The following is a 25,371-nucleotide window of genomic DNA, read 5'->3' on the forward strand; positions in this document are numbered from 1 at the left end:
TCAATGCGTTACGAAATTGCATTCATCGGCGTGCTGTTTGGGGCACTCCTACCGATATCTGCCACGCAGGCTGAAGACCTGCAGCCGGTGCCTGCGGTAGCCGCGAGCTATGCCACCGCTGCTGCCATGCTGGACGCGACCTGGGCGAAAAATCGCCTGGTGGCTGTGGGGGATCACGGCGAAGTGCTGTTGTCCGATGACCAGGGCAAGAACTTTCGCCAGGCGCGTTCGGTCCCCATCTCCACGCCCCTGACCGGGGTGTCCTTTGTCGATGCCGATCATGGCTGGGCGGTTGGCCATTGGGGGGCGATTCTCGTCACTTCTGATGGCGGAGAGTCATGGCAGATCCAGCGCATGGCCAGCGACGTTGATCGGCCGCTGTTTGCCGTGCATTTCTTCAACGCCCAGCAGGGGGTGGCCGTGGGGCTGTGGTCGCTGGTGCTGACCACGGATGATGGCGGCAAGACCTGGAGCGAGCAGAAGCTCGCTCCGCCGCCCGGCTCCAAGCGTGCGGACCTGAACCTGATGGGGCTCTTCAGCGACGGCAAGGGCACCCTCTATGCGACCGCCGAGCACGGACAGCTGCTGGCTTCGGAGGATCGCGGCAGGACCTGGCGATACATCGATACCGGCTATAGCGGCACGCTCTGGTCGGGAGCGGTGCTGGCCGATGGCAGACTGCTGGTTGGCGGACAGCGCGGAACCCTGATGCAGGGCTCCGCCCTTGGACAGGACTGGCAGCGCATTCCGGTGCAGAGCAAGGGCTCGGTCACCAGGGTTGTAGTGTCTGGCCAACAGGTGCTGGCCGTGGGGCTGGATGGTCTTCTGGTGCGTAGCAGCGATGGCGGACATAGCTTCCAGGAGCAGAAGGCCGCCGACGGCGCGCCGCTGACCACGGCGGTGCTGGAGCCTGACGGCAGCGTTGCGCTGTTTTCCCAGCGTGGCGTAGTGCCTGTGCCCTGACGACATCGCGAGGTCCTCAGTGGCCTCCAAGGATTGCTCCCTTTTAGGGGCTTCGGCCCCTTTTTTTATTTTCGATGAAGTCGAGACATTACCCGGCGGGCCCGGCAAGCACGCGTGCCAGCGGGCAAGACTCGTGGAGTGGAGGCGTAGATTGTTCGGACGAAAGCTGGATGCACTGGCCGATGACGTTGGCACCCTGATTCAGTCGCTGCTCGCCGGCCAGCCGGCAGAGAAAGATCGGACGCGCCTGGCTGACCGCCATCCCGCCCTTGGCGGAATATTGGGCGCCCTGGAAAACCGGCTCGCTCTGCCGTTGAAGGCAACCTTCGAGCAGGGCGAACTGGATGCTGAACGAGCGTCTCGCCGAGAGCTGGAGCAACGGTTGCAGCAGAGCCAATCCGAACTGCTGGCGCTACGCAGAGAGGCTGACAAGAGCGCCTCGCAGCTGGCTGACCTGCAAGGTGAGCTCGCCGATCACCATGCCAGGGAAAAGGTCTGGGACCTCACCCAGCAGGTTCTCACCGAGGGCTGCTGGAAACTCAGCGTGATTGACGGAGATCCGGAGAACCCTGCCAACCAGCTAAGTTGGTCAAGGCAATTTCGCGACCTTATCGGCTATTCGCAGCAGGACCTTCCCGATTCCTGGGACAGCTACTTTTCCATCGTCAATCCGGAGGACCTGCAGCAGATCGTCAAGGTGGTCACGGATTACGTCCTGCGGGACGACTTCAGCACGCCCTATGTCGTCGAGTACCGGATGAAACACAAGTCCAGGGGCGAGGTGTGGTTCCGCGAGCGCGGGCAGGGCATGAAGGATGCGAGCGGAAAGCTCTGCTGCCTGCTGGGCGCCGTCCGCGACATTTCGGACGAGAAACTCGCCGCGGCCCTGCATGCAAGGGAACTCGCCAGCATTCAGTCAACGTACGAACAGATCGCCCAGGTGGTGGGCGTGATCAAGGCCATTGCCGATCAGACGAATATGCTGGCATTGAACGCGGCAATCGAAGCCGCGCGGGCAGGCGAGGTCGGCAGAGGATTTTCCGTGGTGGCGGATGAGGTCAAGAAGCTGGCAGGCAGAACACGCGACGCCACCCAGCGGATCCAGGAAATGCTGTCCTCCAGGACCGGCTGAGGGATGGTGGTTGAAGAAGCGGGGATCAGCGGCTGATCCCCGCCTTGCGCGCGAGGGGGGCGGTCAGTACTTGCATGAGTCGCGCGGCCTGTTGCTCACGATCCAGCGGATAACGGGACAGCCAGATGGGCAGGTGCTCGAAGAGCTCCAGCATCGGGATGCCGTTGGACGAAGTATTCAGGTATCCCGCTGCGACCAGAGCGGCCGCCAGTTTTTGTTCCAACTGATGACGAAGCAGTTCGATGTACTGCCGTTGCTCGGACTCCAGGTAGCCGATATCGCGTGTTGCCAGTTGGAAGTACTGGGGGTAGGCGGCGTGCCGCGAGACCAGTCCCAGAACGACGACTTCCAGGGTGGCCTTGGGACACTCCCGGCGGTGGCGCCGGTCGAACAGAGACAGGAGGGCCAGGTAGTGCTCCTCGATGAACTCCAACAGCAGCTCTTCCTTGCTGGCGCAATGGGTGTAAAGCGAGCCGGCGGTCAGCTCAAGGTGTCGTGCCAGTTCACGCAGGCTGACCTGGGCGAAGCCGCGCTCAGCGAAGAGATCGAGCGCCTTGGGACGATTGCGTTCGAAGCGGGAGCTGGAGGAGGGCAGCAAGCACTTGGCTGTATTCATGGTTCGTACCTGTGCGTTTGGGACACCCTGCAGCGGCATTCGCCGCTGCAGGGGAGAACGGCTTCAAGAGCGCCAGACCGGTCAGACGCGCTCGAAGATGACAGCAATACCTTGCCCGCCACCGATGCACATGGTCGCCAACGCGTAGCGCCCCTTGATGCGGTGGAGTTCGTGGATCGCCTTGGTGGCGATGATGGCGCCGGAAGCACCGATCGGATGCCCCAGGGAAATGCCCGACCCGTTCGGATTGACCTTCTCCGGATCGAAGCCCAGCTCGCGCGACACGGCACACGCCTGTGCCGCGAAGGCCTCGTTGGATTCGATGACGTCGAGGTCACTCACGTTCAGGCCCGCGCGTTGCAACGCCAGGCGGGTGGCGGGGATCGGGCCGAGGCCCATGACGGTCGGATCAACGCCCGCGTGAGCGTAAGCGACAATACGTGCCATGGGTTGCAGGTTGTCGCTCTTCACTGCATCGCCGCTGGCGAGGAGCAGGGCCGCTGCGCCGTCGTTCAGGCCGGAGGCGTTGCCCGCGGTGACGGAGCCACCTTCAGTGAAGGCGGGCTTCATCTTGGCCAGTTGCTCAAGGCTCGCATCGGCACGGACATGCTCATCCACTTCGAATGCCGAGACACCCTTGCGGGTCTTGATCTGCACGGGAACGATCTGGCCGGCGAAGCGCCCTTCGGCGATGGCGCGGGCTGCGCGCTGCTGGCTCAGCAGGGCGAGGGCGTCCTGGTCTTCGCGGCTGATGCTGTGCAGCTTGGCGATGTTCTCTGCTGTAATGCCCATGTGGATGCCATGCAGCGGGTCTTGCAGCGCACCGAGCATGTAGTCGAGCATCTTCACATCACCCATGCGTGCGCCCCAGCGAGCGCTGGGTACCAGATAGCCGGCCTGGCTCATGCATTCGGCACCGCCGGCGATGGCAACACGGGAGTCGTCCAGAAGCAGGCCTTGGGCTGCGCTGACAATGGCTTGCAGGCCGGAGCCGCACAGACGGTTGACGGTGAAGGCCGGGGCCTCCTTGGGAATGCCTGCCTGAAGCGCCGCCACCCGGCTGATGTAGGCATCCTTGGGAGTGGTGGGAATGACATGGCCGAATACCACATGGTTCACGCTTTGCGGATCGCAGTTGGCGCGCGACAGGGCCTCCTGTGTGACCAGCGTGGCCAGTTGGGCGGGGGGCGTGTCCTTCAGCGTGCCGCCGAAGGTTCCGATGGCGGTGCGGACCGCGCTGACGACGAAGACTTCAGGTTTGTTCATGGTTGTGGCTCCTGGCTGTATGGCCGGGAGTCTAGGGCGCGGGTAAGCAACCACCTATGCCTGAATCGCGCAGCCGCCGTTGACGAAAATGGATACTGCAGATGATCGACAAGAGTGACACCGAGTCCGGAGCACTTCGCCAGAGCGACTCGGTCGCCGCGTATTTCGTGACGACTGCCCTGCACCGTCTGGCCTCTCGCCCACAGCGGGTAAAGGAACTGCTGGATGCAGCGGGGATCGATCCGTCCTGGCTGCTCGACCCTCTGCATGGTGTGCCCGCCGATGCGGTAACACGCTTGTGGCTGTCGCTCACCGAGGAGCTCGGCGACGAGTTTTTCGCCTTCGATTCACGCGGCATGCCGCGCGGCAGTTTCGCCATGATCTGCCGAAGCGCGCTGCATGAGCCCGACCTTGGGCGTGCGCTGAATCAGTGCCTGTCGGGCCTCGGCCTGTTCCTCGCGGATATCCGGGCGCGGCTGGAGATACGCGGCGATCGCGCGGTGATCGTGCTCGACAACCGGATCGATGAGAGCTCCATCCGGGGCGTCGCCGAGGAGGTATACCTCAGCATGGTCATGGGCGTTGCCTGCTGGCTGGTGGGAAGGCGGATCAACCTGGAGCGAACCCAGTTCGGCCATTCCCGCCCGCCCCACAGAACGGACCCGCTGCTATGGGGGCACTGGATTCAATTTGACGCCACGCACACCGAAGTGGAGTTCGACGCCTCGCAACTCGCCCTGCCGGTGGTGCGCAACTTTGCCGGGCTCAAGCAGTTCCTGCGTCATGCACCGGAAGGCGTGGTTGTTCGATTCCGCAATCGCAGTGGTCTGTCCGCCAAGGTCTATCGACGCCTGAAGGCCGGAAGTGAGCAGGATTGGCTGTCGCTGACAGACATGGCGCGTAGCCTGTCGATGACGGATTCTGCTTTCCGTCGTCAGCTCGAGCGTGAAGGTTTTTCTTACCAGTTGCTCAAGCACGAGGTGCGCAAGGCCCTTGCCTTCGAACTTCTTGATGATACCGAGCTGAGTATCACGGAAATCGCCATTCGTTGCGGCTTTCAGGAGCCCAGTGCCTTCCATCGTGTCTTCCGGCAGTGGACTGGCATGAGTCCCGGGCGTTACCGGGCCGCCCGCACTGGTCACGGAGACTGAGTTTCCAATTTTCTTCCGCTCCGTGAATCAGGGCCGGTCGGTGATGGTGTCGTGAGCGGCGGTCCCCCCTTGTCCTGAATATATTAAAATAACTGTCGTTGTTAAAAATATTCCGCATTGCTAGATTTCCTACCGGGGCGCTGAAGCAGCGGCGTGCACGGGTATTGCGTATTCGTGCCAGGCGTTGCTTTTCCTCGTGTCGATACCAGGCGGCCCCCGCATTCAGTGCACCCGCGAGCGAGGAGCAAGCAATGGATTACCCTGAGGGAAACACCGTCGTGCGGGGGCTGCAGACGGTGCCTGGCAACACGTCGGTCGACGATGTGATCGACATCGTCCAGAAGGACGGGGCGGTGATTCTCGAAGGAGTGCTCAGTGAGAAGCAGGTCGCCGCCATCAATGTGGAAATCGATGCAGCCGTTGCGGCTGATCTTGCGCGAGGCTTGGGTGGTCACGAGCCTGGCCGATGCTCGGTTCACGTGGCGAACCTGGTGACGCTGAGCAAGACCTTCCGAGATGCCTTCCTGGATCAGGACAACATCAATGCACTGGTCCTGGCTCTTCTAGGCGGGAGCAGCGATGCCATGTGGCTGAGCTGCTCCGAGGCATTGGAGAACCGTCCCGGTGATGAGGCTTTGCCGCTGGGACGCAGCCTGTATCACTACCCGATTCTTCTTCCATACGGTCCGGGCGTGGAGGAGGTGACGTGCAGTATGTACGTCGCGCTGGGCGACTCGACTCAAGACTCCGGCGCTGTTCGGCTGATTCCGGGTAGTCATGAGTGGGATTTCTGCGAGCCCTATCTGCCGGAGTCGACGATACCCGTGCCTCTGAAGGCCGGGGCTGTTCTTTTCTGCAGCGGCAAGCTTGTGCATGGCATGGGTGCAAATGTCTCCCAGGCTGATAGGCAGAGGCTTGCCGTAGCGTTGTTCAACATTGCGTCGCTGGTGCCCCTGGATGCCCACCCACTCCAGATACCCGCCGAAATTGTCCGTGACATGTCCCCTCGCCTGAGGCAGATGACAGGGTTCCAACCCTTCCGCCATCGGGGCCCGCGGAGCGGCTCGCTGTGGCGCCGCAGCAATGCGCCAGCTGACACTCCGAACGGCTGAGAAGGGGACTTTCAGTCGAGAGCTGGGAAGGCTCCGAGTGCGCCGCTGACAAGCCTCAAGGGGGCTTGATCCTCTCTGACCTATCAACATGCCGAGTGCTTCCGGTTGGCATTTGGCGCGCCTGACTGACGCCTTCGACTCTCGTTGCGACTGGCGGTCAAATATTTACATAACACTTGTTGCGTAAAAATAGACGGCTTGTTAGATTGACCTCAAACAACAACAGGCTGACCAGGAGGACGAGCGCCGAGAGCTCGCAGCTGGATCGATGTGCAGTGGGAATCTCACTGCCGCCCCAATGCCCTGCAGCAGCTCACCGACGTTCGCGTTCGCCGGTCGCCTCTACTGCCTGTCCGGTCTCCAACCGATGACCTGGCAGGTGCCTTCCCAGGAGGTGTCGCCATGATTTCTCTGAAGCCCAACCTGACCTTGCCTGCCGTCGGTCTGAGCGGATTCGAAACCCCACTGTCTGAAGAAGAGGCCGCGATCCAGGCCTCGGTGCATCGCTTCGCAAAAGACGTACTGCGGCCGATCGGGCGCGAGCTGGATCGCATGAGCGCGGAAGAAGTCATCGCTCCCGGCTCGCCCTTCTATTCGGTATTTGGCGAGTTCGCGAAGCTTGGGCTCGATCCTGCGCTGCTGGCCGAGCTGCCGCCGGAAATGGCGGTACGCATCGAGTCCATGATTGGCGAGGAGCTGGGTTGGGGCGATGCAGGCCTGGGCGTATCGCTCGGTTGCGCCGGCTTCCCGCTGCAGATGGCTGCCGCCGCCGGCAGCGCCGAGCTGGTCGAGCTGTGCCAAGGGCGTATCGGGTGCTGGATGGCCACCCAGCCGGATCGCGGCAGCGACAACCAACTGCTGGATATCAAGCGCGACTGGCCCGCAGGCACGCCTGCCAACATTGGCAACCTGACCGCCAAGGTCGTCGGCGACGAGATCATCATCAATGGCCAGAGCTCGGCCTGGGTGTCCAACGGCGCGGTGGCTCAGGTCGCCTTCGGCCTGATGTGCGCCGACTACGGTGACGGTTTCTACGCTGACGATGGCCTGCCCAATGGCATCGCCGTGATCGTGCCGCTTGATATCAAGGGCGTTTCCAAGGGCAAGCCGCTGGCGAAGATCGGTCAGCGCTCGCTGCCCCAGGGCGAAATCTACTTCGATGACGTGCGTATCCCGCGACGCTTCGCCATTGCCGAGAAAGATGGCTACTACGGCGCTGTGAGTTCTTCCTGGTCCTACGCCGGCACCCACATGAGCCAGGTCTTCACCGGCGTTGCCCGGGCTGCATTCGAGCTGGCGCTGCAGTACTGCCATGAGCGTCGCCAGGGCGGCCGCATGCTGATCGACCACCAGATGACGCGACTGCGCCTGGGCGAAATGCTCCGTCGAGTGGAAACCGCCCGTGCGGTTGCTCGTCGCTCACTGAGCTTTGCTCGTCTCTCGCCGCTGACCCATCCCTATGCCACTGCCTCTGCCAAGGTCACCGTGACCGAAGAGACGCTGGCGGTAGTGGAGGAAGCGTTCCGCCTCTTCGGCGGCAACGGCACCACCCTCGAGTACCCGATCGAGAAGCTGCTGCGCGACACCCAGTCGGCGCTCATCGAAGACGGTGAGAACCGCATCCTGACCATGCGCCTGGGGCTGCTTGCCCAGCAGCTCTATGCCGAAGGCTGGTCCCAGGCCTGATCTGATCCGGCGGATCCACCCCCAACAAAAACCATTCAATAAGAAAGCGAGGAACTCGCAATGGCTAAATATCCTGTCGTTGTCTATGGTGCCAGCGGCTACACCGGCATGCTGATCATGGATTGGCTGATCGACCAAGGCATTCCCTTCACCGCGGTTGCCCGCAATGCCGCCCGCGCCAAGGAGATGATGGCCGAGCGTGTGGTTGGGCTCGAGTCCGCTACCTATGAGCTGGTCGAGTGCCCTCACGAAGTAGAGGCGCTGGTCAAGGTGTTCAAGGGCGCCCGCGTGGTATGCAGCACCGTCGGTCCGTTCGCAAACTTCGGTCAGGTTACCGTCGAGGCTGCCCTCAAGGCAGGCTGCCATTACCTGGACCCGGCTGGCGAGCAGCAGCACATCCGCGCCCTGCGCGACAACTACGGTGAGCTGTTCCGCCAGGCTGGCCTGCTGCTGTCGCCCTCGGTCGCCTACATGTATACCTTCGCCGAGATCGCGGCCGAGCTGGCACTGGAAACCCAGGGCATCGATGCACTGGAAACCGCGACCTTGACCCGTGGCCCGCGCGGCGCCGCCGGTGTGTCCGTGGGGTCGGCCGCCACCATCTTCGAAACCTATCGCCAGGAAGCCCACTACCTGTGGGAAAACAAACTGGTCCCGCACGCGCCGCGTGCCAGCTTCAATGTGGTCTCCCCTGACCTGATGGAGTCGGTGTTCTGCCTGCCGTGGGGCGGCACTTCGCTGCCGGTGTACTTCGAGCACGATCCGCGTGTACGCAGCTGCATCTCTTGTGTCGGCTTCTACGACAACCCGGTCATGCAGAGCGTGCATGCGCTGGGCGAGAAGTGGGAGGCCGAATACAAGCACCTGTCCAAGGAACAGCAGGACGCGGTGATCAAGAGTCTTGTCGACTCCACCACTCCGGTCATGCCGCCGCGTGAGCGCGGCCCGCTGCAGCGCACTGTCGACTTCGCCATCGGTCGTGGCCACCTGTCGGCCGTACGCGCCACCGTTCATGGTGTGAAGCCCTACATCTCCACCGGCGCGCTTCACGCAGCAGCCGTGGTTCGCCTGCTGGACAACGACACCGCCAAGGTGGGCTTCGCGTCGACCTCGAAAGCCTTCGGCCATCGCTACATGCTCGGCTTCCTCGAGCAGCGTGGCCTGGCTCGTGCATCCATTACCCAGCTGTGAAGTGACGACGATGGCGATTATCGATTTCTTCGACCGCGGCTGGCGGAGTAATCCGCACGGCGCGGCCTATATCCAGGACGGCGAGGTCACGACCTTCACCGAAGCGGGTGAAATGTCCTGCCGCATTGCCAATGCGCTTCTGGCCAGGGGCTTCAAGTCCGGAACCAAGGGCGCCGTCTGGGCGGCCAACGATGTGACGGCCTGGCTCTGCGCGCTGGGGCTGTGGCGTGCCAATCAATGCTGGATTCCGGTGGGCGCGCGCAACGCGCCCGAGGAAAACCGCTATGTGCTGGACGCGTTCGACTGCGAGATCCTGTTCTTCCAGCGTGAGTTCGCCGAAACCATTACCTCCCTGCGCCCGCAGCTGCCGAAGGTTCGCCTGTGGATTTGCGTCGATGGCGACGTGGACGGTGCGGAGTCGCTCCAGAGCTTCGTCCAGGACCAACCGAGCACCGATCCGCGGGTCGCCGTTGACCCCGACGATGTGATTTGGGTCGGTCCCACCGGCGGCACCACGGGCTTGCCCAAGGGGGTCATGAACACGCATCGGAGCGTACAGACCAGCTTCGCGCATTTCATGATCAATACCCCTTATCCGGCGGACATCCGTCCGGTGAACCTGGCGGCGGCGCCGATGACTCATACCGCCGGCATGCTGTCCTTCCCTTGCACGGCAAGGGGCGGCACCGTGGTGGTGATCACCAAGCCCGATCCGCAGCTGCTGCTGGCTGCGATCCCGCAATACAAGGTCACGGAGTTCTTCCTGCCGCCGACCGTGATCTATCGACTGCTGGACATTCCTGACCTGAACAAGAAGGTCGACTTCTCGTCGCTGCGCTATTTCCTCTACGGCGCGGCGCCGATGTCGGTGGAGAAGCTGCGCCAGGCCATCGAGGTCTTCGGGCCGGTCATGATGGAAGGCTATGGCCAGACCGAAGCACCAGGCGCCATCGCGCACCTGACGCCAGGCGAGCACTTCGCCGACGGCGCGATCGCAGGCAACGAGCGGCTGTCCTCGGTCGGCAGGCCCAACCCGCTGATCCGGGTCGAGATCATGAACGACGACAACCAGATCCTGGCGCAGGGCGAGACGGGTGAGATCTGCGTGCGTGGCGACCTGATCATGAAGGGCTACTACAAGGACCCGCAGAAGACCGCGGAAACCATCATCGACGGCTGGCTGCATACCGGCGATATCGGCCACCTCGATGCCGATGGCTACCTGCACATCACCGACCGCAAGAAGGACATGATCATTTCCGGTGGCTTCAACGTGTACCCGAGCGAGGTCGAGCAAGTGCTCTGGGGGCACCCGGCGGTGCAGGACTGCGCGGTGATCGGCGTGCCGGACGAGAAGTGGGGCGAGAGCGTCAAGGCGGTGGTGGAACTGGCCACCGGGCAGAGCGTCAGCGCCGAAGAGCTGATTGCGCTGTGCAAGGAGCGCCTGGGGTCGGTGAAGGCGCCCAAGACCGTCGACTTCATTGATGCCCTGCCACGAAGCCCTGTGGGCAAGGTCCTGAAGAAGGACCTGCGCGCGCGCTACTGGCAAGCCGCCAACCGGCAGATCTGAGGTCGAGGAGAGCTCTGATGGAACCAATCTATATCGCCGGCATTGCCATGACCGAATTCGGTCGCCATCCGGACCGCAAGCTTGAAGAGCTGGCCCTGGAAGCGCTCAACGGTGCGTTGGCTGATTCCGGCGCACAACGCTCCGATATCGGGGCCGTCTTCTACGCCGGCATCACCAACGGGGCCTTGCAGGGCCAACTGTCCATTCCCGGGCAGGTGGTCATGAGCAAGATCGGCATCGAAGGTGTGCCGGCCTACAACGTGGAGAACGCCTGCGCATCGGGCAGCACTGCGGTCCACCTGGCGGTGCAGAGCCTGCGTGCCGGCGCGACCGACGTTGCGCTGGCCCTGGGCTGCGAGAAGATGGTCGTGGCCGACAAGGCGAAGTCCTTCGCCCTGTTCGAAGCAGGGTGGGACGTCGCCCGCGCGGAGGAAAACTTCGCCATCCTGTCGAAGATGGGGGAGGGGATCGAGCCTCCGCCCGGCTCGGAGTCCGACCGTCCGTACAGCCGCTTCATGTCCATCTACGCCGGCTTCTGCCGTTGGCACATGAAGACCTACGGCACCACCCAGCGGCAGATCGCAGCGGTGTGCGCGAAGAACCATAACCATTCGGTGCACAACCCGTACTCCCAGTTCCGCAAGCCCTTCACCATCGAGGAAGTGCTGGCGGCACCGCCGATCACCTATCCGATTACCCTGCCGATGTGCGCACCCATGACCGACGGCGCCGCCGCCGCGATCATCTGCACCGAGGCCGGCCTGAAACGGATCGGTGCCGACCCGCGGCGCTGCGTGAAGATCGCCGCCAGCGTGATCCGCAGCTTCACGCTGCGGGGCATCGACGAGCCGGAGAAGCATGTCAGCCACCTGGCCGCGCTGCAGGCCTACGAGATCGCCGGTCTGGGCCCCCAGGACATGCATGTGGCCGAAGTCCACGACGCATCCGCCATGGGCGAGATCATCCAGGCGGAAAACCTTGGCTTGGCTCCCATGGGGCAGGGCGGGCCCTGTGCCGAACGCGGTGATTTCACCGTAGGCGGCCGGATTCCGATCAACCCGTCTGGCGGCCTGGAATCCAAGGGGCATCCGCTCGGCGCGACTGGCATCGGCCAGCTCTACGAGCTCACCACCCAACTGCGTGGGGAGGCGGGAGCACGTCAGGTCGAGGGCGCGCGCCATGCGATTCAGGAGAACGGCGGCGGACTCGTGGGTGTGGAAGAGGGCGCTGTCGCAATTCATATCCTGAGCCGATAGGAGGCCTGGCCATGCGTGGGAGTTATCCAGATGAAAGTGCCGGCCGTGGCGCCGGAGCCCAAACGTTTCGCAGTCTTGGCGGCTGGGTCGAGAAACCGGACGACTTGCAGCCGGAGCTAGAAGGCGATGTAAGCGCGGATGTGATCGTGGTTGGTGCGGGCTTCGCCGGTCTCTCCACTGCCCTGGAGCTCACCGCACTGGGCGCGAAGGTGATAGTGCTGGAGAAGGATTTCGCCGGCTTTGGTGCCAGTGGCCGCAACGCGGGGTACCTTGCCGGCGGCCAGGGGCTTGAATACGAGTTGTTCCTCAAGCGTGTTGGCCACAAGCAGGCGAAGGAAATCGTTCGCTTCTACGATCAGGGCGTTTCCTATGTCGAAAAGAGGCTCGGCGAACTCGGGATCGACTGCGACTACAACGCCTCGGGCATCATCCGCGCCGGGGTCCATCCCTCCCAGGAGAAGAAGCTTCGCGAGAGCATGCGGACAGGCCTGGAACTGGGCTCTCCCGGTGAGTTTCTCGATTACGCCGCCATGCGCGCTCGTGGAATACCGCCCGCGTTCCTGTTCGGTTGCTATGTCCCCGGCGGTGGCACGCTCAATCCGGGCAAGTATGTGATGGGGTTGCGGCGTGCGGCCATTCAGGCAGGGGTGAAGCTGTATGAAAACACGGCTCTGCTGTCGTACCAGGAAGGCCCGACCATTCAGTGCCGGACAGCCCGAGGCACTGCGAGTGCTCCTTTCCTGGTGTTGGCAACCAACGCCTATACACCTCAGCTGGGCTTGCTGCAGAACAAAGTGATGCCGCTGAAGGTTTCTGCGATCGAGACCGAACCGCTCTCCTCCGCACAGTTGGACTCGCTGGGCTGGCCCAATCGCGAAGGGATCGTGACCTCGCACTTCACCATGGAGAGCCATCGTCTTACCGCCCGCAATACGCTTGTACTGACGACCAAGCGGCTGCGTTACGTGTATGGCGCCCAAACGCCGAACGAACCGGATCATGCCGCCTATCGCGAACTGGCGTTGGCGCTGAACGATCGTTTTCCAACCTTGCGTGGCCTTGGTATCCAGGCCTGCTGGAGTGGCTACATCAGCTTTGCCTACGACGCGTTGCCGGTGGTCGGTGAAACCGGTGCGCAGCAGAACATCCTTTACACGGCCGGATGTTCCGGACACGGGGTTGGGACTCAATCGCTCATGGGGCATCTGCTCGCCGAGCGAATCGGTGGTATCGAACATCCGCTTCTGGCGGCGTTGCGGCACAAGACCCCGGCGATGCTCCCTGACCCGTTGCAATGGTGTGTGATGAATCTGGCGCTGGGTGCGGCGAACCGGCTCGATGACTACACCAACCGCAAGGCTCGCAGCAGAGGTGATCACCACGCCTAAGCCGCTACAGGCGTGAGGCTTGTGCGCTGTGCTGGATGAGTAACGTTTCAGAGACGGGTTTGCATATCGGCATCGCTTGTCGGGTGCGCATTCAAGCGTCACTTCGACATCCGAAGTCAAAAACAAGAACCGATTATTTGACTTGGGCTTTCCGGGCTGAACCCGGAGCGCCTAGGTTCGGCAACGCATTGGTTTTAAAAGAGTTATTTAGATGCAGTGCCGATTTTTCATTGCCGTAAAGACGCTGTTTTGTGGGTAATAAAAATCAAGAATTCGTGAGGTAAAAAGCATGACTAAGAAGTCCTCCTCGAATAGTTCTTTCGACTTACGGCGAAGGCAATTACTCAAGTTTGCAGGGGCTACCGCTGCCGTCGGAGGGCTGGGGCTGAAGATGGGCCTGGCAGCTGCTGCGGAGCCTTCTGCCGGAGCCTCCGTGACATCCGCAGGCGAGAAGGATGTTCTGGATGTCGCCATTATCGGTGCCGGCTTGGCCGGGTTGACGGCTGCAAGGGACCTGCATCTGTCAGGGTGTCGCTCCTTCGTTGTCCTGGAGGCTCGCGATCGCGTTGGTGGGCGCACCCTTAACCATGATCTGGGGTCGGGCTTCATTTCCGAGGCCGGCGGCCAATGGATCGGGCCGGGACAGACCGCGGTCGCCGATCTCGCGCGCGAGCTGGAGATTGGAACCTTTCCGACCTACTACGATGGCCGGACCGTCATTCTCGGCGGAGAAGGGCACCTTGAGATCGATCTCAAGGGCACTTTCGGCACCGATCCTGCGCTCGCTGCCAAGCTCAGCGAAATGTCACGGGACGTGCCTTCGGGAGCACCGTGGAAATCTCCGAAGGTCGCCGAGCTGGACAAGATGTCGGCTGGCGACTGGCTGGCCGGACAGAACATCAAGCCCGAGGATAGAGGCGGGTGGAATGCCAGCTTCCTGCTCAGTGGTGGCGTGGCGCCGGCCAAGATGGGGCTGTTGCATTTCCTCTCGATGATCAACTCCGCCAGTTGTGAATACGACAAGCTCGACTCGATCAAGGACAGTGCCCAGGGCACACGTCTGGTCGGTGGCTCGCAGATACTTTGTCTGAAGATGGCCGAGCAGTTGGGCGACCTTGTGCGCCTGTCGTGTCCGGTCCGCGAGATATCCGGTTGGGATAGCCCTGTCGTCACGCTGCACACCGGCCAGGGGGAAATCCGCGCGCGCCGGGTCATCGTGGCCATCCATCCCGCGCTGTGCCATCAGGTCACGTTTGACCCGCCCTTGCCCGAAGGTCGCGCCGCGTTGCAGCAGGCCTGGCCGTCGCATTCCCCCGCACGCAAGAGTGCCATGGTCTATTCCCGGCCGTTCTGGCGGGAGAAGGGCTTGAACGGTCATGTGTTGACCGTCGATGGCCCGGTCATCTGGGCCTGGGATAACTCACCACCCGGCGGTGAGATCGGTGTCATCAACGCCTTCATCTCCAATGCGCGGGTTCCTTCCGATCGGCAGGCGGCGCAGCGCATGCAGGCGGAAATCTACGCTCAGGCGCTGGGCGAGCAGGCGCTGCATCCGGTGTCGTATCACGAGCATGACTGGGGGCAGGCCGATCCCTGGACTATCACCTGTGTCTCGGCTATCCCACCGGGTTTCTGGAGCACCCATGGCGAGGCACTGCGGCCCTCCTGCGGCAACCTGATCTGGTCGGGCACGGAAACCGCGGACATCTGGGCCGGGTATATGGACGGCGCGGTCCGTTCCGGCCATCAGAGCGCTCTGCATGCCCTCAATGCGTTGCGTCAGGCGTAGGAGCGGACGATGAAGAAACTCATTTTGCTTGGCGTTGCTGCAGTGCTGGCCATTCTGGTGGCCCTCTATGGTCGCAATGTTCTCGGTCTCTACCGTCTGCAGAGCTACATCAGCGATTCGACCAATGCCTACGAGGCCGACGGTGGTCCATGGCCGCATCTGACGGATACCTGCCTCAACTGCCATGGTGCCAAAGGTAGTTCGCTTAACCAGCGTTACCCCAGTCTTGCGGGGCAGCCAGTGACCTATCTGGCGACTCAGCTTCAGCATTTTGCGAACGGGCAGAGGACCTATCCGAACATGGGGCCACTGGCGATGACGCTGACTGCGCAGGAGATTGACCTGCTGGCGAATTACTACGCCAGACAGCAAGCCCGGGAGAACAGCAGCTTCCAGGCGGATCCGGCATTGCGCAATAAGGGGAAGCAGCTGGTAGCGGCCGGAGGATGCATTGCTTGCCACGGCGAGCACCTGATGGGGCATGAGCAGTTCCCACGGCTTGCCGGTCAGGGCGTGGACTATCTGATCGCCCAGTTCGATGCGTTCGCCAGCGGCAAACGAAGCGAACCCAGCGGAGTGATGAAAGCAATCACCTCCACACTTTCCCCAGACGATCGGCGGGCAGTTGCCCACTACCTTGCGGCACTAGCACCGCAAGCCAATTGATCAGCCATTCAATTTCGAGGTTGCCGTTATGGACGCCAGAACTTTGGTGTTGTGTCTTGCTTGTTTCCTGTTGGTTCTCTCCGGATTCGTATTCGGATATAAATTTCTGAAGAAGCGAAACTATCTTCTGGGCGTCGAATGCCTGGTGATCGCCTTTTCAGCCTCCAATGCCTTGATCTTCTTCCTGACCAACTCTGGCATCGCTTACGAGATTTCGCACTTTCTCGATGCCTTCTCCAGAGGGTTCGGCGTTCCCATCATCAGCATCATTGGCCTGATGGCCGTCACACATGGATATAAGCCATCGAAGTCCAAGGACTTCCTGATGTTCGTGGTTACCTTCGCCGCCACCTTTGTGCTCATCCTGGCGGACTTCATGGTCAAGCCTCTTCCTTACTTCTATATCGCCATGTGGTCGCTCTTCTCGATCTACCTAGTCTATTTCGCGTCTCGTCTGGTTGTCGTCGGAGCCTATCTCCAGGCACTTGGCGTAATCATCGCGATGCTTGCTGGACAGGCGATTGCAAGCATCTATGACTTCTACAAGATTCCAGGCGACGAGACGAACGTGGTTCTCAATTTCTATGTTCTCGCCTTAAGCACCTGGGCCTTCATGCTGAGTCAGTTCTACTACGGCTATGGGGCGCTGGAGCGATTGAAAGGCTCGTCGGTAATGCTGCCGGCCCGCTGACGGCAACCTGTGGTGCAGGCAAACACTACCTGCACCCCAACTGCCTCCTGAGCAAAAGCCGCCTGACCAGGCGGCTTTTGCTTTTCGGATGACTGATTGTTCGCTTGTGCAGGGTGATGCGCAGCATCGTTCTGACGGGGGAAGAATGGGTTGTTCAGGCCGCTGGTTTGGCAGCGATAGCAGAAGGGATGAGGCCTGATCACAGCGCAGGAAAAAGTGGTGGGCATCCATGCCCACCGAGAAGGGCAATGGTTACTGTTTGGTGGGCGTAAGCGTGGACAGATAATGCGCTGCCGCGAGGATTTCTCCCTCGGAAAGAGAGCTGGCCAATGCGTTCATGGCCTGCGTCGGATCCTTGCGATCACCACGTTTGAAGGCTGAGAGCTGATCGATCAGGTAGAGCTTTCCCTGGCCTGCGATACGCGGAGCAATAGGCCCGCCGGCAAGCCCTTCGCCATGGCAGGCAGTGCAGCCCTTGGCGGTGACCGTGGCCTGGCCGCGCTGCTCGAGCTCTTTGTCGCTTGCGGGACTTTCCGTCCGACCAGCCTTCTGCCGCGAGAAGTAATGGGCCAACTGCTTGATCTGCTCGTCGCTCAGGTTCGCCGCCAATGGGCTCATTTGAGGGCTGTGGCGGCGTCCTTCGGCGAAGGCCCGTAGCTGCTCCTCGATGTAGGCTTCGCTCTGGCCGGCCAACGATGCGAACTGGGCATTCTGCGGTTGGCCATGGGCTCCATGGCAAAGCGCGCAGCTGTCCTGCAATTGCGGCCAGGCGCCGCCATTTGCCTGATACTCGGCATCATGCTCGTCGAGGGCATTCATGAAGCGGTAGCCCGCATAAATTTCAGGGCCGTAGACGGTGCCGGCGCCGACCAGCGCAACGGCTGCCGTGAGGGCGCCAATGACGAATACTCGTTTCATCATGCGATCCTCCGGCTCTGAGTCAGCGCTTGCAGCGCCTCCAGCGCAGCGCGGTGTCCGGAGCGGACGGCGCCATCCATTGAGCCGGCCCAGATGTCGGCGGTTTCGGTACCTGACCAGATCAACCGGCCTACTGACGGGGTCAGGTATTCCCCCAGTTTGGTCCAGAAGCCGGGTGGCATCGGCGAGATGCAGGTCAGGGACCAGGGGTCGATCTTGCCCCAGTCGTGATCGTGGTACTGGATGGGGTGAAGCGCCTCGTCACCCATCGCCTGCGCGAAAATAGCGGACAAGGTTTCCTGTGCGGCCTTGGGATCGACAGGCAATTGCCCCGGTTTAACGAAGGCGCTCAGGACCCCGAGGCTGCCGTCAGGCGGCGAGTTGTCGTAGGAAAGGATCAGCGGACCCTCGACCTGAACAATCTGGCCGTTGAGGCCTTTGTCCCGCCAGAACGGGCGCTTGTAGACATGCACCGTCTTACGCATGGGTGCATGCGCTGGCCAGCGTCGTTGCAACTCGGCGCGGCCGCCCGGCAGCGGCGGATCGAAAGTGATCTGCTCGCACAGGGCCGGGTTAAGGGCCAGGATAACCGTCCGCGCGCGGACGATGCCCTTGTCGGTATGTAGCTCGACGATGTCGCGATCCCAGCCCACTATCTTGCGCACTGGGCTGGAAAGGCTGACCTTGTTGCCGAGCGTCTGGGCCATTCGGATGCTGAGGATCTGCGAGCCGCCCACGAAGCGAGTTTCCTGGGCGCCGCCCTTGAAGCCCTCGAGCTTCTCCAGGCTGCAGTCGGAGGAGTTGATCATCGACAGGTAGTGCAGAAGTCCCATGCCGGCGGGCGGGCTACCGAAGGTCAGGCTCACGGACATGTTGAAGCCGAACTTGTCGACATTGCTGACGCCCTGCTGCTTCAGCCATTCACCGACCGAAAGCTTGTCCAGCGCCGCCGCATCGGCGGCTTTCCAGGGCGCCTTACTGGGCACCTTGCGGGCCAGCGCGTTGAGCTTCTCGACGATTACTGGATTGGTCTTGGCGCCATCGGTCGTGTCTTCCTCGTACTTGGCGTCACCCATGAGGTAGGCCGACTTGCCCTGGTAATAAGTGGGGAAGGTGTCGATCTCGAGCTCACGCGCCAGATCCGCAATGGCGGTCTGACCGGGGCCGATCCATTGGCCGCCTGCTTCGGATATCACTCCATTACCCAGGTCGTGGTTATAGGTGCGTCCACCAACCCGATCACGCGCTTCAAGCACGACGAAGGACTGGTTACCGGCCCGGAGCAGATCGCGCCCTGCCGTTAGCCCCGCGAGGCCGCCGCCGATGATGGCGACGTCGAGCACATCACCATGGGTATCCTGCGCCGCTTGTGCATTGGCTCGCGTACTGAGCGCGAGCCCGCCGAGCAGTGCCGCGCTTCCCAGTGCTTGCATCAATTGGCGCCGCTGGCGAGCTTGTAGCGACAGCTCATTGTTATCGTTTTCTGTGACCATCTTTCACACCTGTGGGTACATTTTATTTGTTATCACAACTGTTATGTAAAAGTACCGCACAACGCTGTCGTAGCAAAGGGGGAGAAAGGACGAACTATTCGATGATGGTCGGCGGGGCTGAAGCGGGGAGGCGATCGAGCGGCAAGCGGCGTGCAGCCACCTACTGGAGAGAGGCTACAAGGCCGGTGTATCCGGCCTTGCAGGGAAACTCAGGAAATTTTGATGAGGTCAGCGCGAGCTGGCGCGCTTACCCTTGGACGCAGGCTTGGCGCTTTTAGGTTGGGGAGGGGAGATCAGGGTAATGACCGCGTCCAGGAGTGCCTGCTTGCGCTTGGGATTGAAGCGCTCGGGCTCGATGGGCTGCGACATCATCCAGCCGTCGCCCATGGCGCTGATCTGGTCGGCGAGCAGGTCGGCGTCGATGTCGTCGCGGATGGTGCCTTCGGCCTGGCCCTTGGCCAGGATCGATGCGAAGACTTCGCGGAAACGGAAATAGCGCTGCTCCAGGACGTCAGCAAAGGCCCGTTCGTGTCTGGCATGAGCCAGTAGCTGGAACAGGGCGAGCCACGAGTCCGGCTCGTCAGCCTTGGTCCAGTTGAGCCACTGGTCGATGATGGTCCTGACGTCGATCCCTACCTTGCTGAAGTCCAGCAGTGTGTCGAACTCATCGAACAGAGACTGGGCCGCGGCCGTGACCATCTCCTCTTTGTTTGCGAAGTAGTAGGTCACTGCTCCTGTCGTGCAGCCGGCATGCTGAGCAACCCTACGCATCGAGGTGCCTGCGTAACCTTCCTTGGCGATCACCTCGATCACCGCTTTCACGAGTTCGGTACGCTTTTCTTCGTGATTACCCACGGGGCGCCCGCGACGTGCAGGTCGCTCGGACTTGCCGTGGGCTTCGCTGGTGGTGGGGGAGCGTTGGGAGTCGGGCATGGGAATGGCGCTTTTATGGCTGGCTGGACGAAGTTCGTTCACTGGGAAGAGCCGGAGCCTTCCGAGTTGCTCAGCATAGGGAATTTGCTGGATGAAAGCATCAAAGGCCGCCAAGGGCGGCCGCGCATCGATGGAAACCTTACCCGCTGCTCAGTCGCCCGCACGAAAGATCTGAGGCGTGAGGTTGGTGAAGTTCGGGACGTCACCCACCACCTCAGCGGTTTTCGGGGAGGCGAGTGCGGCATCGATGTCCGACTGATTCGCGAAGCGCATGATCACCATGCCGGCGAGAGGCTGCGGTCCTGCCGCCGGGAAAAGGATCTCCGCAGATTGCAGGCCGAACTCGCCCCAGGCCGATTGGGCCAGAGGGATATGCCGGGATACATAGTAGTCACGATCGAAGGTTGCGCCTTCGATGACCGGGTAGCTCACGATGAGAGTTGCCATCTGTCTAATTCATTCCTGCAGGTGATTGGCGCCTCGATGAGGCGCCGGTTGATTTCAGTGCGGGTGAATCAGGCCTTGCCGCTGCCGATGACCGCCACCGCGCGGACTTCCACGCGTAGCTGGGGCAGGGACAGCTGGGTGACGCCGACAGCACTCCAGGCCGGATAGCGGTCGGGGAAGTACTCGTCCTTGACCTGGCCGAAGGCATGGACTTCGCCTTGCAGATCGGTGTGGAAGGTAATCAGTTCGACCACGTCGGCCAGGCTGCCGCCCGCTTCCTCGAGAATGCCGCGCAGGGCCTGGAAGGCCAGGTGCGATTGCTCGGTGATATCGGCGCCGGGAACGAAGTTGGCGTCGATTCCCACCTGGCCGGAGACCCAGACGATGTTGCCGACGCGGTTGGCCTGGGAGAAATGATAGGTGTCGTACAGCACTTGGGTTTGCGGAGGGTTGATCAGTTGTCGCTTCAGATCCTGGTTGCTCATGACGGGCGTCCTCTTTTTTATACGAGTTGGCGGAAGGTCGGATGGCGGAAGGCATCGCCCGGTTTCAGGGACTTCAGTTCCTCTGTGAAGAGGATTCCCTGCTCGGGATAGCCCGAAGCACTCTGGCTCGGCAGCGGACGGAAGGTCGCGTCGTCGCCGAAGAAGCGGAATACGAAGGTATGGCGATTCGGGAATGCTTCGTCGACCGGCGCTCCGCCATGTAGCGATCCAGGATGCAGTACGACTATGTCGCCGGGCTCGGTGGCAAAGGACAGAACGTCATAGGCGTCCGGATCCTGTCGGCGCTGCGCCTCGATATCGGGGAGTCGTGGCAGGGTATCGCCACCATGCAGGGGCTGGGTCGGATCACTGGGATCGAGGAATGTGGTGCCGTCGTAGCGTGGGCCGCGGTGTGAGCCGCGAATGATCTCCAGGGCATTCGTCTTGGGTACCGACTCGAAGCTGATCCAGGCGTTACCCCAGTGATTCCCCGCCCATGGCAGGTAAGAGGTGTCCTGGTGCCAGAGCGTACGTGAACCATGCCCGCCCGCCTTGAGGAATACCTCCTCGGCGAAGTACCAGACGTTTTTGGAGCCCCAGAGCTCGGCAAACAATTGGCCGAAGGGCAGGGAGGAAACCAATTCCTCCAGCTTTGTCTTGGCTACCGGATTGGCGTTGTCGACGTGCGATTGTTGCTCGGTGCCGTCGAACATGCGGAACGCGTTGGGACCATGATTCTCCACGGACCAATCGTACGCCTCGCGGCATCTGGCCAGCTGTTCCTTGTTCAGGAAGCCTTTGATCAGAACGGCCCCGTCTTCGAAAAACGCCTTACTCAGGGAAGCGTGCATGGTGCTTGTCTCCTGCAGAACGCTAGTTGTTGTGTCTTGGAGACTAACAAGCACTTCGTATTTGCGCAACGATCGTTATGTTAATGTTACAAAGATCATTTTGTTCGGAAGAAGCAGGGTGAACTGTCTGTTTCGAAGCAGCTCGTGAGGTTTGGAAATGCCCAATAGGAGCTGCGCATCGGCTGGCCGGCTCAAGGTTGCCCACGGGCTCTTCTCGGAGGTGAAGGAAGCTTGTGGTTACCGGGTAACGGCAATCGGAGGAGGCGTAGAGTCTTGGGTCGGAGCTATGGCAGAGCTTTCGTTTTCCGACCGGTTAATGACAGCTGATGCGGCATCTGCCGCTGTCATTCCGTCTCGGAAGGCCTGGAACGCAAAGTGCGCTCCAGGCGTGTAGCGCCAGGTCCCTCGGTCTATTCGTGAGCGGCGCTGCTGAGCGGGGGCCAGACCTTGCCGATGGCTTGTCTTTGCTCGGTGGAAAAGCGCTCCGGGAGGAACAAGCGTCTCTTCTCGTCGGAGCTCAGCGGTGTCCGTTCAGAGAGCAGCTTCTGGTTGGATGGCTGCTCAAGGTCAAGGCTGGGTGTGAAGTGCGTGGCCTTGGCATTTCGCGCCGCATTGGCTGGCCTGAGCATGTAGTCGATGAAGCGGTAGGCGGCGGCCTGGTTCGGGGCGTTTCGAGGAATGGCGAAGCTGTCGATGAAAACCAGCCCTCCTTCCTGTGGGATGCTGTAACGCAGATTGCCCTTGGTGTTTGCTATGGCAGCGATACCGTTCCAGGTGATCGCCGCGCAGATTCTCCCTTCAGCGAGATCTGCAATGAACGACGAAAATGAGCCCGTCCAGAGTGGTAGATCCAGGGCATCGAGCTCATGAGCGGCTTTCTGGACGACCCGGGCATTCTGGTTCTGCAGGCTTCTTCCCTTGTAATTCAGGAAGAGGGAGAGCGCTTGTTCGGGCACGCTGCCAAGCGTTGCACCACATGACTTCAGCTTGTTCGCACTGGCCGGGTCGAAGAGAACGCTCCAGCTATTGGCGACTGGTTTTTGCAGAAGCCGTGATGCCAGTTCTTCATTGACGACCAGGCCAACCGTTCCCCACATGTAGGGCGCCACGAATCGATCTGCACGACTGCGGGCCGTGATCCTCGCAAGCAGTTCACTGCTCACCTGTGACCGGTTTGGAAGCCTGTTCAGATCGAGCTCGACGAGCCGTTGCTGGTCTATCAATTGGTCGAGCTGAAAATCCGATGGGACGATAACGTCGAATCGCTGGCCAGCCGCCAACGCCGTATCCAGTTCCGCTGCGGAATGAAACTCGCTGTAGTCGACCTTGATCCCGGTGTCTCGTTCGAAATCCTGCAGAACGCCTGGGTCAACGTAGTTTGCCCAGTTGAGCACCCGCACGACCTCTCCCGCCGTCGCGTGGGCCATCGCCAATATCAGGTATATCCCAGCTAGCAACGATCCTTTGCCGTACTGCCCAAACCGTTTGGGAGACACGCGCCGATGCTCGTGCAGAAGCCCGGATCTTCTGGTTCCTGGAAGCATATTGGTCCTCGCTTTGCCGTGGTTTTTATTTTTGTATCGGTTGTTTTGTAAAATACACGGGCAACGCGAGACGTGCAAAAAGTGCGTGGGGACTACCTCCTCTTGGGAGAGGTCAGAAGAGCTGCTGCTATCGCTCGGGCCAAGTCGTTGGTCCGACGTCAGGTCTGGTTCTGGGAGGCAATGTCTGCTTCTGGCCCAGGCTGTGTGAAAACGTCGTCCTCGCCTAGAGTTGCTGGAGCAACGTCAGCGGGGGCGGCGTATGAAGCGATTCATCGAAGAGGTGAGCCGGGCACAGGTCAGCTTGCTTCCCGAATGCTTGGATGACTTCGTCGCCGAAGACAACCCGATCCGCGTGGTCGAAGCGTTCGTCGAGCAACTCGATTTGGTGGCCCTGGAGTTCGACGGGATCACTCCTGCCGTAACTGGTCGACCGTCCTATCACCCCGCCGTACTGCTGAAGGTCTACATCTACGGTTACCTCAACCGCATTCAGTCCAGCCGTCGCTTGGAACGCGAATGCCAACGCAACCTCGAGCTGATGTGGCTGACCGGGCGACTGGCTCCGGACTTCAAAACCATTGCCGACTTCCGGCGTGACAACGGCAAAGCCATTCGCAATGTCTGCCGGCAGTTCGTCGTGCTGTGTCGCCAACTCGACTTGTTCTCCCAGTCGCTCGTGGCCATCGACGGCAGCAAGTTCAAAGCAGTCAACAACCGTGATCGCAACTTCACCCACGGCAAGCTGCGCGCCCGGATGGAGCAGATTGAAAAAAGCATCGACCGTTATCTGGCGGCGATGGACACTGCCGACCGAACTCAATCCGATGTCGCCGAAGCCAAGGCCAGTCGCCTCCAGGACAAAATCGAGAAACTCCGCCAGCAGATGCAAGCGCTCAAGGAGATGGAGCAGCAGTTACGCGAAGCACCGGATGGGCAAGTCTCGCTCACCGATCCGGACTCACGCTCCATGGCTACCAGCGGCAAAGGCACCGGCGTAGTCGGCTACAACGTGCAGACGGCAGTCGATACTCGGCACCACCTGATCGTTGCGCACGAAGTCACCAACGTCGGCCATGACCGTGCGGCGCTCGCCTCGATGGCCGAGCAGGCTCGAGAGGCCACCGCGTCTGAACACCTTAACGTCGTTGCCGACCGAGGCTACTTCAGCGGGGTGGAAGTCCTCGCGTGCGAGCAGGCGGGCATTACTCCCTTCGTGCCCAAGCCGATGACCTCCAGCAGCAAGGCTGAAAGGTCCTTGCATGGCAATACTCCAGTGTCCATATAAGAGCTGCCATCTACGTCGCTAAGCGTAGGGTGGCAGACCGCGCGGGGTTAGCGAACCGGAGACACTGGACCCGGCAGACCCGAAGGTCTCCCCGCGCGATCTGCCATAGAGCCAGTAGTGAATACTACAGGCATGAAAGGGCCTACAGAAAACCTTCGCTGTTTCCCGCATGCGCTTTCAGCGCAGTCGCGCCAGTGTCTTTCGAGTCGCTAAACCCGGCCACGGGATTGACCGTGGCGGGCGGAGGATGGCTCGCGGCTTTCCGAGGCGGCAACCTGCAAAGCTCGTAGGAATCCAGGAAGCGTGCGTATAGGTGTGAGGTCCTGGTGAGTCTTCTCTATATAGAGGAGTGGTCGAGTAGTAGATGAGGGGGCGACTTGGCCCCGTCCGCCGCCAGTGCTCCTGGCGGTGTGCGGTTGCCGGAAGGGCTTGCGTCGATATAGGAGAGGGAAGGAGAGACACCCTTTGTCATCTTTCTGCAAAAAGCCGTTGACGGGGACTTTTCAGTCCCTATAATGCGCACCACTCCCAGTGACGAAGCGCTGAAAGGGCTTGAAAATCAAGTACTTACAGTTAGTCGAAGTTGAGAGTGGTGATCAGGCGGGTGATTCACTTGTCGCTCTTCATGGGCTGCTCCGGCAGCGAACTGAAGAGAAGAGCTTGACAGTGCGTTTGATCGCTGTAGAATGCGCCTCCCGCTGATGAGAAGGCTTCCTTCACTGATGCGCAAGCGGTTGAGTAGAAAAGAGATTTTCGAAAATAACGCTTGACGGAAGAAGAGGTTAGCGTAGAATGCGCGCCTCGGTTGAGGCGAAAGCCTCATCCAAACGCTCTTTAACAAGTCGAATCAAGCAATTCGTGTGGGTGCTTGTGATGTAAGACTGATGATCGACTGATTATCAGCAACGCAAGTAACACTCGTGAATTCGAGAGTTTTA

The 25,371-nt window shown here is 61.1% G+C and carries 21 protein-coding genes and 1 pseudogene; 13 read left to right on the forward strand and 9 right to left on the reverse strand.

Annotated elements, in window-relative coordinates; translation table 11 throughout:
• The first annotated feature begins 3 nt into the window (after positions 1-3).
• Both J5M67_RS24920 and J5M67_RS29795 read left to right on the forward strand, forming a co-directional pair.
• Positions 4-963, forward strand: coding sequence for a YCF48-related protein (locus J5M67_RS24920; protein ID WP_207888102.1), 960 nt, complete (start codon positions 4-6; stop codon positions 961-963).
• A 151-nt stretch (positions 964-1,114) separates the two neighbouring features.
• Complete coding sequence (locus J5M67_RS29795; protein ID WP_207888103.1) at positions 1,115-2,095, forward strand: methyl-accepting chemotaxis protein; 981 nt, start codon at positions 1,115-1,117, stop codon at positions 2,093-2,095.
• Positions 2,096-2,120: 25 nt separating this feature from the next.
• Here J5M67_RS29795 and J5M67_RS24930 read toward each other — a convergent pair whose 3' ends face one another.
• Both J5M67_RS24930 and J5M67_RS24935 read right to left on the reverse strand, forming a co-directional pair.
• Positions 2,121-2,711, reverse strand: coding sequence for a TetR/AcrR family transcriptional regulator (locus J5M67_RS24930; RefSeq protein WP_207888104.1), 591 nt, complete (start codon positions 2,709-2,711; stop codon positions 2,121-2,123).
• 81 nt (positions 2,712-2,792) lie between these two features.
• Complete coding sequence (locus J5M67_RS24935) at positions 2,793-3,977, reverse strand: acetyl-CoA C-acyltransferase family protein (protein WP_207888105.1); 1,185 nt, start codon at positions 3,975-3,977, stop codon at positions 2,793-2,795.
• 101 nt (positions 3,978-4,078) lie between these two features.
• Here J5M67_RS24935 and J5M67_RS24940 point away from each other — a divergent pair, with 101 nt between their 5' ends.
• The 10 genes from J5M67_RS24940 to J5M67_RS24985 all read left to right on the forward strand — a co-directional run bounded on the left by J5M67_RS24940 (position 4,079) and on the right by J5M67_RS24985 (position 16,477).
• Complete coding sequence (locus J5M67_RS24940; RefSeq protein WP_207888106.1) at positions 4,079-5,128, forward strand: AraC family transcriptional regulator; 1,050 nt, start codon at positions 4,079-4,081, stop codon at positions 5,126-5,128.
• A 251-nt stretch (positions 5,129-5,379) separates the two neighbouring features.
• Positions 5,380-6,240 (forward strand): phytanoyl-CoA dioxygenase family protein, encoded by an 861-nt coding sequence (locus tag J5M67_RS24945; protein ID WP_207888107.1) that lies wholly within the window; start codon positions 5,380-5,382, stop codon positions 6,238-6,240.
• A 402-nt stretch (positions 6,241-6,642) separates the two neighbouring features.
• Positions 6,643-7,926 carry an acyl-CoA dehydrogenase family protein gene (locus J5M67_RS24950; protein WP_015478666.1) on the forward strand — a complete coding sequence of 428 codons (1,284 nt, stop codon included), beginning with the start codon at positions 6,643-6,645 and terminating at the stop codon, positions 7,924-7,926.
• A 60-nt stretch (positions 7,927-7,986) separates the two neighbouring features.
• A complete protein-coding gene (locus J5M67_RS24955) occupies positions 7,987-9,117 on the forward strand; it encodes a trans-acting enoyl reductase family protein (RefSeq protein ID WP_207888108.1) in 1,131 nt (376 codons plus the stop codon).
• A 10-nt stretch (positions 9,118-9,127) separates the two neighbouring features.
• Positions 9,128-10,687, forward strand: a complete 1,560-nt coding sequence (locus tag J5M67_RS24960; protein ID WP_207888109.1) for a class I adenylate-forming enzyme family protein — start codon at positions 9,128-9,130, stop codon at positions 10,685-10,687.
• A 17-nt stretch (positions 10,688-10,704) separates the two neighbouring features.
• The gene (locus tag J5M67_RS24965) at positions 10,705-11,943 is read left to right on the forward strand and encodes a thiolase family protein (RefSeq protein ID WP_207888110.1); all 1,239 of its coding nucleotides are present in this window, start codon (positions 10,705-10,707) and stop codon (positions 11,941-11,943) included.
• An 11-nt stretch (positions 11,944-11,954) separates the two neighbouring features.
• Complete coding sequence (locus J5M67_RS24970; RefSeq protein WP_207888111.1) at positions 11,955-13,331, forward strand: FAD-binding oxidoreductase; 1,377 nt, start codon at positions 11,955-11,957, stop codon at positions 13,329-13,331.
• A gap of 289 nt (positions 13,332-13,620) precedes the next feature.
• Complete coding sequence (locus tag J5M67_RS24975) at positions 13,621-15,120, forward strand: FAD-dependent oxidoreductase (RefSeq protein ID WP_207888112.1); 1,500 nt, start codon at positions 13,621-13,623, stop codon at positions 15,118-15,120.
• Positions 15,121-15,129: 9 nt separating this feature from the next.
• Positions 15,130-15,786: a c-type cytochrome gene (locus J5M67_RS24980; RefSeq protein WP_207888113.1), complete on the forward strand. Its 657-nt coding sequence runs from the start codon at positions 15,130-15,132 to the stop codon at positions 15,784-15,786.
• A 28-nt stretch (positions 15,787-15,814) separates the two neighbouring features.
• Positions 15,815-16,477: a hypothetical protein gene (locus J5M67_RS24985; RefSeq protein ID WP_207888114.1), complete on the forward strand. Its 663-nt coding sequence runs from the start codon at positions 15,815-15,817 to the stop codon at positions 16,475-16,477.
• Positions 16,478-16,729: 252 nt separating this feature from the next.
• Here the strand turns inward: J5M67_RS24985 and J5M67_RS24990 are convergent, their stop codons facing one another.
• The 7 genes from J5M67_RS24990 to J5M67_RS25020 all read right to left on the reverse strand — a co-directional run bounded on the left by J5M67_RS24990 (position 16,730) and on the right by J5M67_RS25020 (position 23,031).
• Positions 16,730-17,395 (reverse strand): cytochrome c, encoded by a 666-nt coding sequence (locus tag J5M67_RS24990; protein ID WP_207888115.1) that lies wholly within the window; start codon positions 17,393-17,395, stop codon positions 16,730-16,732.
• Complete coding sequence (locus tag J5M67_RS24995) at positions 17,395-18,888, reverse strand: FAD-dependent oxidoreductase (protein ID WP_243434872.1); 1,494 nt, start codon at positions 18,886-18,888, stop codon at positions 17,395-17,397. The genes J5M67_RS24990 and J5M67_RS24995 overlap by 1 nt, the downstream gene beginning before the upstream one ends.
• Before the next feature lie 228 nt (positions 18,889-19,116).
• Positions 19,117-19,821, reverse strand: coding sequence for a TetR/AcrR family transcriptional regulator (locus tag J5M67_RS25000; protein WP_207888116.1), 705 nt, complete (start codon positions 19,819-19,821; stop codon positions 19,117-19,119).
• A gap of 150 nt (positions 19,822-19,971) precedes the next feature.
• A complete protein-coding gene (locus J5M67_RS25005) occupies positions 19,972-20,268 on the reverse strand; it encodes an EthD family reductase (protein ID WP_207888117.1) in 297 nt (98 codons plus the stop codon).
• A gap of 68 nt (positions 20,269-20,336) precedes the next feature.
• Entirely contained in the window at positions 20,337-20,753 is a 417-nt protein-coding gene (locus tag J5M67_RS25010; protein ID WP_207888118.1) for a RidA family protein, read from the reverse strand.
• Positions 20,754-20,770: 17 nt separating this feature from the next.
• The gene (locus J5M67_RS25015) at positions 20,771-21,604 is read right to left on the reverse strand and encodes a phytanoyl-CoA dioxygenase family protein (RefSeq protein WP_207888119.1); all 834 of its coding nucleotides are present in this window, start codon (positions 21,602-21,604) and stop codon (positions 20,771-20,773) included.
• 410 nt (positions 21,605-22,014) lie between these two features.
• Entirely contained in the window at positions 22,015-23,031 is a 1,017-nt protein-coding gene (locus tag J5M67_RS25020; RefSeq protein WP_207888120.1) for an extracellular solute-binding protein, read from the reverse strand.
• Between the two features lie 376 nt (positions 23,032-23,407).
• Here J5M67_RS25020 and J5M67_RS25025 point away from each other — a divergent pair.
• Positions 23,408-24,394, forward strand: a pseudogene (locus J5M67_RS25025) (IS1182 family transposase); the annotation flags it as partial.
• Positions 24,395-25,371: the final 977 nt, after the last annotated feature.

The sequence above is a fragment of the Pseudomonas sp. 30_B genome (assembly GCF_017491605.1).
Lineage (GTDB): Bacteria > Pseudomonadota > Gammaproteobacteria > Pseudomonadales > Pseudomonadaceae > Pseudomonas.